At 39.2% G+C, this 14,590-nt stretch carries 17 protein-coding genes, 1 pseudogene and 1 riboswitch; of the genes and pseudogenes, 14 read left to right on the plus strand and 4 right to left on the minus strand.

Going from position 1 to position 14,590, the window contains the following annotated elements; translation table 11 throughout:
- Window positions 1–20: 20 nt before the first annotated feature.
- Entirely contained in the window at window positions 21–695 is a 675-nt protein-coding gene (locus ACYH0O_RS09245) for a GNAT family N-acetyltransferase (protein ID WP_482632033.1), read from the minus strand.
- 359 nt (window positions 696–1,054) lie between these two features.
- On the opposite strand from ACYH0O_RS09245, the gene ACYH0O_RS09250 reads away from it, so the two are divergent.
- Window positions 1,055–1,231 carry a hypothetical protein gene (locus ACYH0O_RS09250; RefSeq protein WP_482632034.1) on the plus strand — a complete coding sequence of 59 codons (177 nt, stop codon included), beginning with the start codon at window positions 1,055–1,057 and terminating at the stop codon, window positions 1,229–1,231.
- 45 nt (window positions 1,232–1,276) lie between these two features.
- Here ACYH0O_RS09250 and ACYH0O_RS09255 read toward each other — a convergent pair whose 3' ends face one another.
- On the minus strand, window positions 1,277–2,428 hold the full coding sequence (locus ACYH0O_RS09255; protein WP_482632035.1) for an aminotransferase A: 1,152 nt from the start codon (window positions 2,426–2,428) through the stop codon (window positions 1,277–1,279).
- Window positions 2,429–2,557: 129 nt separating this feature from the next.
- Between ACYH0O_RS09255 and corA the strand changes: the two genes are divergently transcribed.
- From corA to queE, 4 genes are all read left to right on the plus strand, one after another.
- Window positions 2,558–3,553, plus strand: coding sequence for a magnesium/cobalt transporter CorA (gene corA / locus ACYH0O_RS09260; RefSeq protein ID WP_482632036.1), 996 nt, complete (start codon window positions 2,558–2,560; stop codon window positions 3,551–3,553).
- Between the two features lie 183 nt (window positions 3,554–3,736).
- Window positions 3,737–3,781: riboswitch (PreQ1 riboswitch) on the plus strand.
- Window positions 3,782–3,906: 125 nt separating this feature from the next.
- Window positions 3,907–4,569 carry a 7-cyano-7-deazaguanine synthase QueC gene (queC, locus tag ACYH0O_RS09265; RefSeq protein ID WP_482632037.1) on the plus strand — a complete coding sequence of 221 codons (663 nt, stop codon included), beginning with the start codon at window positions 3,907–3,909 and terminating at the stop codon, window positions 4,567–4,569.
- The gene (locus tag ACYH0O_RS09270) at window positions 4,569–5,003 is read left to right on the plus strand and encodes a 6-carboxytetrahydropterin synthase (protein WP_426891479.1); all 435 of its coding nucleotides are present in this window, start codon (window positions 4,569–4,571) and stop codon (window positions 5,001–5,003) included. The genes queC and ACYH0O_RS09270 overlap by 1 nt, the downstream gene beginning before the upstream one ends.
- Window positions 4,997–5,722, plus strand: a complete 726-nt coding sequence (gene queE / locus ACYH0O_RS09275; RefSeq protein ID WP_482632533.1) for a 7-carboxy-7-deazaguanine synthase QueE — start codon at window positions 4,997–4,999, stop codon at window positions 5,720–5,722. Before ACYH0O_RS09270 ends, queE begins: the two co-directional genes overlap by 7 nt.
- A gap of 42 nt (window positions 5,723–5,764) precedes the next feature.
- Here the strand turns inward: queE and ACYH0O_RS09280 are convergent, their stop codons facing one another.
- A complete protein-coding gene (locus tag ACYH0O_RS09280; protein WP_426891477.1) occupies window positions 5,765–5,965 on the minus strand; it encodes a hypothetical protein in 201 nt (66 codons plus the stop codon).
- Between the two features lie 223 nt (window positions 5,966–6,188).
- Between ACYH0O_RS09280 and ACYH0O_RS09285 the strand changes: the two genes are divergently transcribed.
- Complete coding sequence (locus tag ACYH0O_RS09285) at window positions 6,189–7,091, plus strand: chemotaxis protein (RefSeq protein ID WP_482632038.1); 903 nt, start codon at window positions 6,189–6,191, stop codon at window positions 7,089–7,091.
- Between the two features lie 94 nt (window positions 7,092–7,185).
- Here the strand turns inward: ACYH0O_RS09285 and ACYH0O_RS09290 are convergent, their stop codons facing one another.
- Entirely contained in the window at window positions 7,186–7,653 is a 468-nt protein-coding gene (locus ACYH0O_RS09290; RefSeq protein WP_149155340.1) for a YkyB family protein, read from the minus strand.
- A 981-nt stretch (window positions 7,654–8,634) separates the two neighbouring features.
- Between ACYH0O_RS09290 and ACYH0O_RS09295 the strand changes: the two genes are divergently transcribed.
- The 8 genes and pseudogenes from ACYH0O_RS09295 (at window position 8,635) to ACYH0O_RS09330 (ending at window position 14,574) form a co-directional block, all read left to right on the plus strand.
- On the plus strand, window positions 8,635–8,802 hold the full coding sequence (locus ACYH0O_RS09295; protein WP_482632039.1) for a hypothetical protein: 168 nt from the start codon (window positions 8,635–8,637) through the stop codon (window positions 8,800–8,802).
- Between the two features lie 59 nt (window positions 8,803–8,861).
- Window positions 8,862–9,338 carry a GGDEF domain-containing protein gene (locus ACYH0O_RS09300; protein WP_482632040.1) on the plus strand — a complete coding sequence of 159 codons (477 nt, stop codon included), beginning with the start codon at window positions 8,862–8,864 and terminating at the stop codon, window positions 9,336–9,338.
- Between the two features lie 17 nt (window positions 9,339–9,355).
- A pseudogene (locus tag ACYH0O_RS09305) lies at window positions 9,356–10,500 on the plus strand (putative bifunctional diguanylate cyclase/phosphodiesterase).
- Between the two features lie 236 nt (window positions 10,501–10,736).
- Window positions 10,737–10,955 (plus strand): hypothetical protein, encoded by a 219-nt coding sequence (locus ACYH0O_RS09310; protein WP_149155345.1) that lies wholly within the window; start codon window positions 10,737–10,739, stop codon window positions 10,953–10,955.
- Between the two features lie 135 nt (window positions 10,956–11,090).
- Entirely contained in the window at window positions 11,091–11,858 is a 768-nt protein-coding gene (gene fadH, locus ACYH0O_RS09315) for a 2,4-dienoyl-CoA reductase (protein ID WP_426891472.1), read from the plus strand.
- Window positions 11,859–12,012: 154 nt separating this feature from the next.
- The gene (locus ACYH0O_RS09320; RefSeq protein ID WP_482632041.1) at window positions 12,013–13,236 is read left to right on the plus strand and encodes an EAL domain-containing protein; all 1,224 of its coding nucleotides are present in this window, start codon (window positions 12,013–12,015) and stop codon (window positions 13,234–13,236) included.
- 384 nt (window positions 13,237–13,620) lie between these two features.
- A complete protein-coding gene (locus ACYH0O_RS09325; RefSeq protein ID WP_482632042.1) occupies window positions 13,621–13,863 on the plus strand; it encodes a hypothetical protein in 243 nt (80 codons plus the stop codon).
- Between the two features lie 210 nt (window positions 13,864–14,073).
- A complete protein-coding gene (locus tag ACYH0O_RS09330; protein WP_482632043.1) occupies window positions 14,074–14,574 on the plus strand; it encodes a DUF3993 domain-containing protein in 501 nt (166 codons plus the stop codon).
- Window positions 14,575–14,590: the final 16 nt, after the last annotated feature.

A 14,590-nucleotide genomic window follows, 5' to 3' on the forward strand; every position in this document is an offset into this window, starting at 1 on the left:
TTTTATTTTTGCAAAATGCGCTAGAACCTTGAACTTTTAAAAGGATTTTTCCATTCCATTAATACTCCATAGTCACATGATTCTTCATCCTTCAGATACCCTTTAACCGCTTTTAATGGAGTGCGTCCTGTTTGCAGAAGAAACGTAATGACAGGATCCTTGAATTCTCCACTCGTTAATTTCTGTATATAATCCTCAATCGGAAAATCTTTGGACACTTTATGATAGGATGGAATCCGACCGCCGCCAAGTAAGCGATCCAATCTTAAATGAACTACAATCTCAAACATGGCATTCATCAAGACCTTTCCAAGCTTAAATCCCCTATAATCAGGGTCGATACATAGATCCACCACATACAATGAATTTCCATTCTCATTGTGAGTCCGGATATATCCATCATCAGTTATGTCTTCCCACGTATGGTCCGGCTTTAACGGATCAAAGTCGACAATTAAGCTTGTCATACTCCCTACTAATTTCCCGTCAACTTCCACACAAATAGCGCCAAGAGGAAAATGAGACAAATGATGTGCGAGTTGGTCTTTATTCCACCATAATTCTGATGGGAAGGGAGGTGGGAATGCTCTTTTTTGAACGGATATCAAGTCGTCGAAATCATCCTTGCAATAATTTCTGATAACAGCTTTATAAATTTGATCGTTTCTGAAAACATACTGTTCTTTCATATACATGTCAGAACCTCACTTCTCAGAATTTACTTGTTTATTATACGTTATGAAAGCGCTTTTTTAAAGTGTTTTACTGAAATAACTTTTCTTCTGGAAAAAATCGAAATTTTTTCAGAAGAGCGGTTTATCATTCTGGAAAGCGGGTATTCTATAATTAAGCATGAAATTGGAGATTAATTTCTCACTAACACCCCCTTTTCCTTTTTTTGAACCAACTCAGTTAACTGGGTTGGTTCTTTTTTTTGCTATTTTTATTCCGGAACTTGATTCGTATAGTGAAAAAGAAGAAAGTGAATAATAATCTTATGCTTATGCTGATCCATTGAAGGATAAGCATGATCAATAAAAGGGGTGAATAAATAATGGCGAAGCGTACAAAAAAGAATGATCCACAACAGAAGAACAAAAAAGGATTCGATTCTTCTAAGATCAATGCGGAATTTGCCCACGAAATCGGAAGTGCGGCAACAAACAAAATACACAAAGACAAAGCCAAAAAAGAAAAAGCACCTAAAAATAATGGTGAATATAAAGAGTGAACATGAAGAGGGACGGACCTTGTTATACAAGGTCCGTCCCTCTTGTCAGGTTTGGATGAAGGAGTGAATACGGTCGAGTCCTTCTGTCAGCTGGTCCATGGAGCAGGCATAGGATAGTCGAAAGTATCCTTCGCCGAACTGGGAAAAAGCATCACCAGGAACGACAGCCACTTTCTTCTCTTGGGCAAGAGCCAACGAGAAGTCAAATGAACTCAAAAGAATTTGATCTGGTATCTTCACGAAAAAGTAGAAGGCTCCATCGGGTTTGACGATTCCTTCAAATCCCATCTCAATTAATCGGCTATATACATAGTCCCTTCGTTTTTTATATTCTTTCTTCATTTTTTCAGCATCATCTTTTCCAACTGTAAGTGCTTCATAGGCAGCTTTCTGAGAGACGGAAGAAGCACAGGAAACATTGTACTGGTGAACCTTTATTAGATGCTTAGAAATCGATTCTGGAGCGAATACCAGTCCGATCCTCCAACCGGTCATACTATGTGATTTAGATAGACCATTGACGACGATGGTCTGTTCTCTTAAATATTCGGCAATGGAATAATGCGAATCATCAAAGGTAAGCTCACTATAAATTTCATCAGCTAACACAAAGATATTTCTATTTCTAAGCAAGTCGGCAATCTCTTTTAATTCTGCTTTGGATAGGCTTACCCCTGTTGGATTGGATGGATAAGGTAATATAACACATTTTGTAGAAGGAGTTAAGCTCTCCTCAATAAGAGCGGCATTCAACTTAAAATCATTTTGTGTGATATCAATATGTACGGGATTAGCACCACAAAGTGTAATGATCGGTTCATAGCCTGGGTACACAGGTCCCGGGATAAGGCAGTCATCTCCTTCGCATAGGATCGTACGAAGGATCACATCGATCCCCTGAGAAGCGCCGTTTGTGACTATGACCTCATTTACAGGGTTATAATGTACATTATATTTTTCTTTTACATATGAAGCCGCGGCTTCTCGTAGTTCGAGAAATCCTGCATTATGGGTATAGGAAGTGAAGTCATCATCAATGGCAGCCTTACCCGCGTCTTTGACATGTTGTGGGGTGGGGAAATCCGGCTGACCGATTGTCAGGGAAATGATGTCGTCTATGTCTGCTACCATATTAAAAAACTTTCGAATACCTGATATCTGGATGTCCTTGATCCGAGGGTTAATATACTGTTCCAATACGTACACCTACTTTAATAATTTGATTCATATTTTATCATTAATTCCAGCATTTACGTAGTGATTTTGTTTGAATGGTGAAGAAAAAGGGAAAAGATAAAAAAATAAATGTCAGTTAGGGAGAGCCATATGATTCGTACAAGTATTATTATGGAAAATGGGGAAATTGAACAGAATGTTCCCTTATCCAGAATAAAAGAAAAAGGTGTTAAATGGTATTGGGTGGATTTTTCAGAGCCGACCAGCAAGGATATTCGGTTACTTAAGCTGTATTTTCGATTCCATCCACTTGCGATAGAGGATTGCCTGGACGATTTCAGTCAGCGGGCTAAGCTCGATTTTTATGATCAATACATATTTGTCCTTCTTCATGCCATTAATCAGAAAACGCTGGATTCTCACGAAGTGAATATGTTTGTGAACGCAAGTTTTATCGTTACCTTCCATAAACAACCTGTGAGGGAATTAAATAATGTATGGGAAAAAGTTCAGCAAGAAGGGGATCAGCTCAGTCCTTTTAAGATCATGCATGGAATTGTTGACCGGTTAGTGGACGATTATTTTCCCCTCGTATATGGTATTGAAGATCGCCTCAATAAAATAGAAGATAACACGAATGAAGATGCGGATAGTGATCTGATGGATGAATTATTCGATATTCGTCATGATATGTCAAAGTTAAGAAGAACCCTCGTTCCCATGAGGGATTTATTATATCGTATCAGCAATTCCGGCAGATTGAATGCACTCAAAGAAGAGCAGCTATATTTTAATGATGTGTACGATCATTTAATTAAGCTTGTCGAGATGCTTGAATCGTATCGTGAATTTTCATCAGATATCCGGGATAATTATTTATCCATTAACTCAGATAAAATGAATAATATCATGATGACCTTAACCGTCATTACGACGATTTTTATGCCTCTTACGTTTATTGCGGGTCTGTATGGGATGAACTTTGTCTATATGCCGGAACTCGATGAGCGAAGCGGATACTTTATCGTTCTCGGGGTTATGGGTATCATAGCACTGATCATGTTTGGTTTCTTTATGAAAATAGGCTGGCTCAGGTTCAGCACGAAAAAACGGAGAAAACGAAGAAGGCTCCTTCGTTTAAAATAATCAAGCTAAAAAAGCAGTGACTCCATAAAGGTGTTCTGCTTTTTTCATCTGTTACCATTATGAGAGATCTGGTCACGATGGAGATGAATTTTCTCATGAAATTCCCGTAAACGGTAGATTTTTTTGAGAAAAAACGTTATATTAATTGAGGATAAAAGAAGAAGAATTGGGATTATTGATAAGTCTCGAGAGGTTCTAGCACAACCCTCTATAAAAAACTAAGGAAAACGGCATCCTTAGGTGTCGTTATTTTTTGTTAATGACGGCTTTAAAGCCAATGTTATAGGGTATCACAGAATCTCTTTCTTCTTTTCATGGCAAAAGAGCCTGTAGAAAAGAAAGGAGAACCTTTTATGAACACAGAGAAAGCGTTAGTCGTATTCAGCGGAGGTCAAGATAGTACAACGTGTTTATTTTGGGCAAAGAAAGCATTTAAAAAAGTAGAAGCGGTGACATTTAACTACGGTCAGAGGCATGTTGCAGAGCTGGACTGTGCAAAAGGGATTGCAGAGGATCTTAAAGTGCCTCACCATGTATTAGATATGAGTTTATTAAATCAATTGGCACCAAGCGCTTTAACACGGGAAGATGAGGAAATCACTCATCAGGATGGTGAATTACCATCTACATTCGTTCCTGGAAGAAATCTATTATTCCTGTCATTTGCAGGCATATTAGCGAAGCAAATCGGAGCGAGGCATATTGTAACAGGTGTATGTGAAACGGATTTCAGCGGTTATCCTGATTGCCGTGATATTTTTGTGAAATCCTTGAATGTTTCCCTCAATCTATCCATGGATGATCAGTTTGTGATCCATACTCCACTAATGTGGATCAATAAGGCACAAACGTGGGAAATGGCAGATGATTTAGGTGCCTTCCGTTATGTACAGGAAAATACACTCACTTGCTACAATGGGATAAAAGGCAGCGGGTGCGGTGAGTGCCCTGCATGTGAGCTTAGGCATAAAGGGCTGGAAGAATATAAAAGTGCAAAAAAAGGGGGAGAAGGATGATGATACAACAAATCTACCCGACTCCTGACCACACTTATGAATTTGAATTAAATAAAGATATGCATTTTGCGGCAGCCCATTATATTCCACATGTGGATGCAGGAAGCTGTCAGGATATCCATGGTCATACGTACTTTGCCAATATTACTATTGGAGGGGATCAGCTTGATGATTCCGGATTTCTTATTAATTTCCAACACATCAAAAAGCTGATTCATAAGCGCTTTGATCATAAAGTCATGAACGAAGATGAATTGTTTTCTGCAGAAAACGGCAATGTGTTCCCGACCACTGAAGTTGTAGCGAAGGTGATGTGGGAAATCATTCAGGCTCATTTAGACACACTGCCTCACCAACCTAAATGCCTTCAAGTATTTTTAAGAGAAACACCGACAAGTTACGTCATTTACAGACCAAAGGTGAGACAATCATGAAGAAAATCCCTGTATTAGAAGTGTTTGGTCCAACCATTCAGGGTGAAGGTATGGTAATAGGTCAAAAGACGATGTTTGTCCGAACTGCAGGATGTGATTATAGTTGTTCATGGTGTGATTCTGCATTTACGTGGGATGGTTCTGCGAAAGAGGATATTCAGCTTATGACGGCTGAAGAAGTGTGGAACAGGCTAAAAGAAGTCGGTGGAAACAACTTCTCTCATGTAACCATTTCCGGTGGTAATCCTGCTCTGTTGGCTCATTTGAAGGAGCTTATCGAGATCTTAAAGGAGAATGGCATAGCGTCGGCCTTAGAGACGCAAGGTAGCCGCTGGCAGGATTGGTTCTATGATATAGATGACCTGACACTTTCACCAAAGCCTCCAAGTTCGAAAATGGAGACTGATTTTGAGAAGCTGAATTTCATTGTTCACCGTTTAATTGAAAATGGCTCACAATTTAGCTTAAAAGTTGTAGTGTTTGATGATAAAGATCTGGAATACGCCACTAAGATTCATAAACTCTACCCTGACGTTCCATTCTATATTCAGACAGGTAACCCTTCTGTTTCTGAAGAAGATACACCAAAGCTTTTGTCAAATTTATTATTGGATTATGAAGCGCTCATTGAAAAGGTTTGTGGGAACGAAGAATTAAATCATGTGCGGGTGCTCCCGCAGCTGCATACTTTGGTGTGGGGCAACAAGCGGGGAGTATAATTGAAAAAGCGATTGAAGGGAAGTCTTCAATCGCTATTTTTTTTATTTTTGAGGGTTTTCACGGTGCTCCTGATTTATTCTCCTTTGTCCCTCGAAATAAGAAAGTTCATCGGGTTCATCTTTTCCATCAGCATTCTTCCCGAAAGCAACAATGGGAAGATTGTTTTGTGAGGGAAGGATGTGGTCACTAATTTCATCAAAATCAGGCAGGCTACGGTTCTCTAAGTCCCTTCGATCGGTCATATATACACCTCCTCCACTTAGTATGCATAGGGAATCATTTTCTATTACCATTTAGGTCACGGTAAAGAAAGCGAGGGTTGAAAAAGTTGAAAAAATCTCCTCTCAGGAAGGGTCTGACGACTTTTTTTCATGATTACCTGTAAACATGTTTCTCAAATGTTCGATATAAGAAGAGTAAGGCAAATAGGCAAATACTCATGTTTGTATGGAAGGACGAAAATAATTGAATCAATCAAACAGTATTCTTCTTGAAAGCGGGACCAATGAACTTGAAATTGTTGAATTTGAAGTTCATCACAATAAATTTGGTATCAATGTAATTAAAGTGAAGGAGATTATCCAACCAACTCCTTGCATCCCTATTCCCCATTCTCATCCTCACGTGAAAGGACTCATTCAATTGAGGGGAGAGGTACTTCCAGTAATCGATATGGCTAGGGTACTTGGAGTGAAAGAGGAGGAAACATCTCATTCAAAGTACATTGTTGCTGAGTTTAATCAACAGAAAGTCATTTTTCATGTACATAACGTTACTCAAATTCATCGCATTTCCTGGAATCAAATAGAGAAGCCTTCAGAAATGTATTCTGGTGTACATTCCGGAATAATAGGGGTCATCAAGCGAAACGAATCAATGATATTGTTACTGGATTTTGAGAGTATCATGCTGGAAATCAATCCTGATACAGGGATCCGGGTGGAACAAGTAAAGAAGTTAGGACCAAGGCAGAGAAGGAATAAGAAGATTGTTGCTGCTGAGGATTCCCCTTTACTCCGCAAACTTTTGAATGATACGTTGAGTGAAGCAGGATATGAAGAAGTTGAATTTTTTGAAAATGGGGCCGATGCATTCAATTATCTGGAATCACTTGTTGAGGGAACTCACGATGTTCAACAGTCAGTTCAGCTTGTCATTACAGATATTGAAATGCCGCAAATGGACGGACATCATTTGACCAAAAGAATCAAAAGTCATTCTAAGCTCAACAAACTCCCAGTCATCATTTTTTCTTCACTGATTACAAATGATTTAAAACATAAAGGTGAGATGGTCGGAGCAGAAGATCAAATCAGTAAACCCGAAATTACTGATTTGATTTTGAAAATTGATCAACATATATTGTAGAATCAAATGAGATCGAGGATAATCATAAAGGGTTCAGACATTTGTCTGAACCCTTTATGACATATATGCGTTAATCCGCTAAAATCTTTGAGCATTAAAAGAAGCTGTCGCCCAACTTTTTAAAAACAGGTTTTTGATAACTGCTCTTCCCGGGTTTACGTGGCTGTTCATTACGATCAGACATCCCTGTATAATGTTCTAAAATCCCTTTAGCCTGCTGAAGTCCCATTTTACATTTAGGATTTCTTAACGAATGATCAAGTGAACCCAGATGAGGCAATTCCTTGAAATCTTCCTTTGTTGCAGGGATATGAAAGGTATAATCTCCGCAATCAATCAATACGTCGGATTGTTGTTGACTATTCTTTGGGTTGTTGGAAAAGTGAAGTCCAACTTTCTTCGCCTTACCTTCCCGAATCATTTTCATTAAGGCTCGTTTTTTTAATGAATATAAGTATTTTGGGTTACCTGCTGTTTTCGCATGACGATTCACAGTGAAAATAGCTTGAGAGAGGGTAATTACGGATGTGGAAGAAGGGGTAGATTTACTAGTATTCCTCAAGTTATTAGCTCCTTTCTATTGTATTAATCTCCATTATACCTCCTTTTTATGGGATTGGAAAGGTACGGTGGGGAGTTTCTTGTTGGAAGTTAGTAATATTTTGACAGGTCCATTTCTATGCCAGGAGGAAATATTGCGTTACTTTACGAGGATTAGACAGGGTATCCAGGCCTCAGGGTGAAAGTTGTAGAGGGTAAATATCATAAAGGCTCCACCTAAAGAATGTAACTCTTACATTTTCAGGTGAGCCTTTTGTTTATCTTTGGGGGTATATATTAATATTCTCTGTAAAGTTGTACGGTGAAGATTGGATATTATTTCCCCCGTAGGGTTGTGGGTAAGCAGGGTAAGGATACCCTCCATAAGGCGAATAAGGTGGATAGCAAGCAGGACCGTAGCAAGGTCTGTTGAAAAGGAACGGGCTAATGGCCAACCCAGCTAACCCACCAGCTATAAACGGTAATCCAAAGAATGGGAAGAAGCGCTGATCTCCTCTTCTAAACTGTGGATAACCGTGGTATGGGTAATATGCGTGTTGATACATATACAATAAACCTCCTCTCTCTATTCACATTAGTGTATGGTTCACATTCGGACTGCGCGCCTGTCTCACATATAATAGGCAGACGAATGGAGCGGAATGTAGGTATAAAGTACCAAGAGGTGAAGAAAATAACGAATATTCTTATAAGAATGTAGGAAATTCTTGGATTAACTAGTAAAATATAAGGAGGATACATTATGTAGAAAATGACAGAAGGCTAAAAGGATGACGAATCCATGAATTGGACTACTATTATAAGGCACCAGCAATCAAGATCAACAGGTCCTTGATACTGTATTGAAAGAACTTATTTTAGATTATATACATGATTTGATTTTCATTATGAAGGTTGAAGAGGACCTTCTTTCAGGTACCTATAGATAGATGAATCAGCCAAAAGGTACACATCCATTCAGAATAGGGATATGTGGCGCCTTTTGGAGGAAGTGATTTCATTCGAGATGGCTACTGATTTACAGGAGAAATACACCCAACTTGTTCAAAAGGGTGAGAGCGTCACCTTTCAGGATACTTTTTTTCATACGAATGGAAGTCAGGTCGTGAACGAATCCATACTGACACCAAGGATGGATATGGAAAAGTAGAGTATGTTGTTTCCATTACGAGAAATATAACTTCGTCCATTCTGGAGAAGAAGAAATTAGTGAAAGCGAAAGAACGCTATAAATCCATTATCGAGCATAATCTGGATGCCATATTCATTCTGGACGGAGAAGGTGTCATCAAGGAATCTAACGGAGCAGGCTGCTCATTGACAGGCTATTCAAAAGAAAACTTAGTTAATATGAAAATCTATGATTTATTTCACTCTCAAAATGAGAAACTACTGACAGAATCACTAATTCACACACTTTTGGGAACTCCTACTACGATTGATTATAGTCTTCTTCTGAACGAAGCCGGAGAGGAGAAAATAACCCAGCTGAAAATGGTTCCCATCGTCGTAAAAGAAAAGTGTGACGGCTGTTATATTATCGTTAAGGATATAACCAAGCATCATGAACAGAATGAAATGATCCATTATATGGCTCTGCATGATCAATTAACTGGTCTTTGGAACAGGAGAGCACTGGATGATCATGTCCCTTTGATCATTCATAATATGGAAGAAAGAGGTTAGAGCTCTCGCTTTTATACCTGGATCTAGACCGGTTTAAATTTGTAAATGATACCCTTGGATTAAAGGGAGGAGACCGGTTTCTCAAAAAAATCACAGACCGTTTGCTAACCCTGACGAACGAAGAATGTTTATTATACAGACAAGGGGGGGATGAATTTATTTTTCTGTTGAAGAATAGTGGTTTTGAAGATACCAAGACGAAAGCGAGGGAAATCTTGGCACTGTTCATAGACCCTTTCACAATAGATGGGCAGGAATTTTACATCTCTCCTTCGATTGGGATCAGCCGTTATCCTGCAGATGGATATGATTCTAATTCACTCATTCAAAAAGCAGCTCAAGCCCTTTTTGAAGTCAAAGAAAAAGGACGCGCCCATTATCGTTTTTATCAGACGCATATGAAATCAAGTATTCCGAATTATATCATTATGGAAGCACATCTGAGAAGAGCCATAGAGAAGGGAGAGCTATACGTCCACTATCAGCCACAGGTAAACTTACCTACAGGTACCATTGATAGCTTCGAAGCGTTAGTTCGCTGGAACAACGGCAAATTTGGGTTTGTATCCCCTGCACAGTTATTCCGTTGGCAGAAGAAACAGGATTGATACATCAAATTGGCGAATGGGTACTGGAACAAGTGTGTATGCAGTTGCAAAAGTGGCTATACAAAGGATATAAGATGGTACGTGTGGCTATCAACATATCTCCCAAGCAATTTCTTCAGGAGCAATTAGTAGATACCATTGATTTTTATTTATCAACGTATAATCTTCCCGCTTCTTGCATAGAAATTGAAATTACGGAGGGAGCCATGCAAGATACTCAACAAACATTAAAAATGCTGAGGAAGCTTAAAAATCTTGGAGTGTACATTTCGGTGGATGACTTTGGAACAGGATATTCCTCACTGCATTATTTGAAACAATTTCCCATTGATATCTTGAAGATCGATCAATCGTTTGTGAAAGAGATAGGAATGAATCAGAAGGATTCTGCCATAACGACTACCATCATCCATCTTGCACATAGCCTGGGTCTTGAGGTGATTGCAGAAGGTGTAGAAAGTGAGGGACAAGTTGATTTTCTTAAAGAGGCGAACTGCCAAAAAGCCCAAGGCTACTTCTTTAGTAAACCGATCTGCCCAAAGGAAATCGAGTAACAGCAATTTGTTCTTATGTAACGTTCTTGCCCCACTACTTGAGCAACCTGTCATTTGATGATACGTTTTATTTTCATTCTTGTTCACATACGTCTGGTAAATGCGATGAAATGTTTGACAGAGTAGTTCCTATGACTTATTTTAAAGTGAGGAGAGTAAAAGATTCATAGACAGGCATATTAGGATCGAAATCCGTGTGAATCAGAGTTCCGAATGCTTTATTAAGGAGAGGGATTATGAAAAAGACAAAACGTATGGAAATCCTATTTCTCCCTACCGATAGAGGAACGATTAAAGCATATATTTTTGGCTTTAAAACTCCTCGATCTTTAGGTCAGGTAGTCGTTTCATATAATAATGTTTCTGTTGAAGCAAAAGGATATAAGAGAAATAAAACCATTATTAAGGCGTTGGCACAATTACACGATACTATTGTTAACAATCCGGATAGCTGATTTTTAAGGCTGATTTTTTAAGAAGAAGATATTTTCTTAAAAATCGGTCTTTTTTATATTTAAAATGGTTGCAACGCATCACTATATGATAAAATTATGAGTGAATATTCATTCATAATTAAGGGGGAGTTACATATGGGAGAACAACAAGTTGTAATTGTAACAGGCGGTTCGAATGGTATGGGGAAATATATGGCGAAGCACTTCGTCGAGTCTGGTGCAAGCGTCGTCGTAACAGGGAGAAATGAAGAACGACTACAATCGGTGAAAGATGAGTTTTCGGGTCTTGATGGAAAGATTGAAGTCTTTCAAATGGATGTCAGGGAACAGGAACACGTAAAGGCGATGGTTGAATTTACTGCTGAGAAGTTTGGCAAAATCGATGTACTCATAAACAATGCAGCAGGAAATTTTATCTGTCCGGCGGAAAAGCTCACTCCTAATGGATGGAAATCTGTTATTGATATCGTCCTAAATGGAACGTTCCTGTGCTCACATGCTGTAGGGAATTATTGGATTGAGAACAATCAAAAGGGGTCCATCATTAATATGGTCGCCACTTACGCTTGGAATGCAGGTGCAGGTGTGGCTCATTCTGCGGCTGCGAAAGCCGGAGTCTTATCGTTAACCCGCACACTTGCCGTTGAGTGGGGGCATAAATACGGTATTCGTACAAATGCCATTGCACCAGGACCAATCGAAAGAACCGGTGGGGCCGATAAGCTTTGGATATCTGATGAGGCAGCGAAAAGAACGATTGATAGTGTCCCGTTAAAACGATTAGGAACACCGGAAGAGATTGCGGGACTTGCTTACTTTATTGCGTCAGATCAAGCGGCGTATATAAACGGAGAGTGCATCACAATGGACGGGGGCCAATGGCTAAATCAATTTCCGTTCTAATATAAGATAAAATATGAACGAAAGATAAATGGCTTTCCCGCATATGTTAAAACGGCAGTGCAGGGAAAGCTTTTTTATTTATGTCTTTTCAATTCCACTGTATAGTTGTGTTATAATTATGCAAAAAAACATGAGTAATGGTGGGGGAGTGCGCATGGACGCATTAGAAGTATTAACCAATATTGAAAAAGTGATTCCGTACTTTCAACCGATTTTCAGTGCGGATGAACATAAAATCATCGGCTACGAGGTATTAGGGAGAATGGAAGTCGATGAAGGAATCATTGAGAGTCTCGGACCATTCTTTGGAGATGAAGAGATACCCGATGAATATAAAGTGGAAGTGGATGAACGGGTAACCAGACTGGCACTGTGTAAGTTTATTAGTGAGGAACAAGAGGGATACATCTTTTTAAACCGAGATGCAAGGCTATTGATGCTGGACCACGGGGAATCCTTTCTGGAGCTACTTCAAGATTACGAAAAAAAGGGTTTGGATTTGAACAGGACGGTAATTGAGCTGTCTGAAAAAACGTTCGTCGGGGACTTCGATCAGCTTGTTCATTTGCTTCTGTATTACAAAACATATGGAATTAAGATAGCGATTGATAACGTTGGCGGAAACAGCGGTCAGCTGGACCGGCTATCTCAATTCTCACCTGATATATTGAAAGTGGATTTATACCAACTGAGAAATGATGCGGGGAATAAAGTCTATAAAGATATATTGTACAGTTTGTCAATGCTTGCGAGAAAGATAGGGGCATCCCTCTTATTTGAGAATATCGAAATCAACTTTCAACTGCAGTTTGCCTGGTTGAACGGTGGTCGTTATTATCAAGGGTATTACCTGCAGCACCCGTCAGACTCATTTTTGAAGCCGGATATCCTAAAAGAGAAATTGAAGGAAAAATGTCAGGACTATATTCGATATGAGAAGAAGCATCTTGAAGCAGGATATGAATTCGCAGACGTCCTACATAAAGAAATAAGTCAAAAGCTGATGATGATAAAAAAACAAAGTACCGAGTTCGATGACATACTCTTTGACTTGGGGAAGTATTTTACCGACAAATGCTTCCGGTTATACATTTGTGATGAAAATGGCTTCCAAGTGACAAGTAACGTAGTAAAAACTGATCAAAAGTGGCACATAGAACCAAGGTACAAAGGAAAGAACTGGAGCTGGCGCCCGTACTTTCTTGAAAATATCATTCGTATGAGGATTAATAAGAAAGGTTTATTATCGGACATCTACTGCGATATTGATTCAGGCGAATCCATCCGGACTTACTCCTTTCCATTTGGCAATGGATTATATTTATTTATGGATCTTTCGTATGAATTTCTATTTGAGGAGGATGGTTTGATCTTTTAAATCCCTTGACGCCTTTCTTTCAGCCACTTCTTATCCTTGTCGCCTCTGGTCAAAGCCCTTCCGCTTTTCTTGATGTCCAGCTACAGGGCTTAGAGGCTCGAGGTCATAAGACGATGCTGACAAAAAGGCAAAAATACGCCTTTCTGTCAGCATCGTCTTATGCTTGTCGCCTCTGGTCAAAGCCCTTCCGCTTTTCTTGATGTCCAGCTACAGGGCTTAGAGGCTCGAGGTCATAAGCCAAAGCTGACAAAAAGGCAAAAATGCGCCTTTCTGTCAGCATCGTCTTATGCTTGTCGCCTCTGGTCAAAGCCCTTCCGCTTTTCTTGCATAGCCTTTTCCTATTAGGACAAATTATTCTTAAGGACATTTTTGTAAGGAGGGGCTATGATGAGTATATATATGATCGTGCTTGCCCTGATTGTTATAGGGATAGCAGGTTATTCGTTAGTGTATACCTTTAAACTGGCTGGGCAGGAAAAGCGGCTGAAAGGTGAATATGATACAGATATACCGGATGTTGTGAAGGAGCATCCTTATATTCGGAATCCTATTTTCTTGTCTATCTTAATTGCCACCATTCTCATTACACTGTTTATTATTTATTGGTCCATTCGCTATTTATCATAATTAAAAGGGTGCCGCATGAAATCATGCGGCACCCTTTTGGTTAAATGTACCATTAATTTTTGTGTTTGACTGACACCAATAGGGGGAATTTTACAACCAAACCAAAATATATGTCAGTCCTTGTTAGGATTTAACGAACAAATGATAACCAATCGACAATTTTCCATTGCTACAATAATTTCAACAAGTTTATTAAGGGAGGGAAAGCAAATGGAAATGAAAAAATTATGGCTATTATTTCTTATTGTAGGGCTCGTTACAGCGGCATGTGGGCAAGTAAGTCAAACCAAGGCATCAGAATTTACTGAAGATAACGCATTGTCTCTTGTGGAAGATGCCTTTCGTACCCAAGTATCATTAAGTGAAAAACCACAATCGAAGAAACAGATTAATGACAAGCTGTCACAGTATTTCACAAAGGATCTAACAGCAAGCTTCATAAAGGAAAATATATATGAAGTTGAGGGCGGATATATCACATTTGGATCGGACTTCGCACCACACTACATTCCATTTTTTATGTATGATGAGTCTACTAACGTAAAATACATAGATGGAAATTGGTACGTATGGGAAGAACGAACAGATGAGGAAGAAGGTCCTGTGTCCCGGATTTCAGGTATAGAAGCGGTCTTATTAAGTGAAGAAGAAGGTACTTGGAAGGTTTCATCCATTACCTACGAGTTACCAGAAAAAATTCAATCCCAATAATACAAGAAAAGTTGGC

This window comes from Rossellomorea sp. H136 (genome assembly GCF_056838065.1).

Coding starts and splice junctions, on each gene's coding strand:
- ACYH0O_RS09280 (WP_426891477.1), bottom strand. CDS start 5,965: ATGACCGATCGAAGGGACTTAGAGAACCGTAGCCTGCCTGATTTTGAT.
- fadH (WP_426891472.1), top strand. CDS start 11,091: ATGGGAGAACAACAAGTTGTAATTGTAACAGGCGGTTCGAATGGTATG.
- ACYH0O_RS09310 (WP_149155345.1), top strand. CDS start 10,737: ATGAAAAAGACAAAACGTATGGAAATCCTATTTCTCCCTACCGATAGA.
- ACYH0O_RS09330 (WP_482632043.1), top strand. CDS start 14,074: ATGGAAATGAAAAAATTATGGCTATTATTTCTTATTGTAGGGCTCGTT.
- corA (WP_482632036.1), top strand. CDS start 2,558: ATGATTCGTACAAGTATTATTATGGAAAATGGGGAAATTGAACAGAAT.
- ACYH0O_RS09325 (WP_482632042.1), top strand. CDS start 13,621: ATGATGAGTATATATATGATCGTGCTTGCCCTGATTGTTATAGGGATA.
- ACYH0O_RS09250 (WP_482632034.1), top strand. CDS start 1,055: ATGGCGAAGCGTACAAAAAAGAATGATCCACAACAGAAGAACAAAAAA.
- ACYH0O_RS09270 (WP_426891479.1), top strand. CDS start 4,569: ATGATACAACAAATCTACCCGACTCCTGACCACACTTATGAATTTGAA.
- ACYH0O_RS09245 (WP_482632033.1), bottom strand. CDS start 695: ATGTATATGAAAGAACAGTATGTTTTCAGAAACGATCAAATTTATAAA.
- queC (WP_482632037.1), top strand. CDS start 3,907: ATGAACACAGAGAAAGCGTTAGTCGTATTCAGCGGAGGTCAAGATAGT.
- ACYH0O_RS09320 (WP_482632041.1), top strand. CDS start 12,013: ATGGACGCATTAGAAGTATTAACCAATATTGAAAAAGTGATTCCGTAC.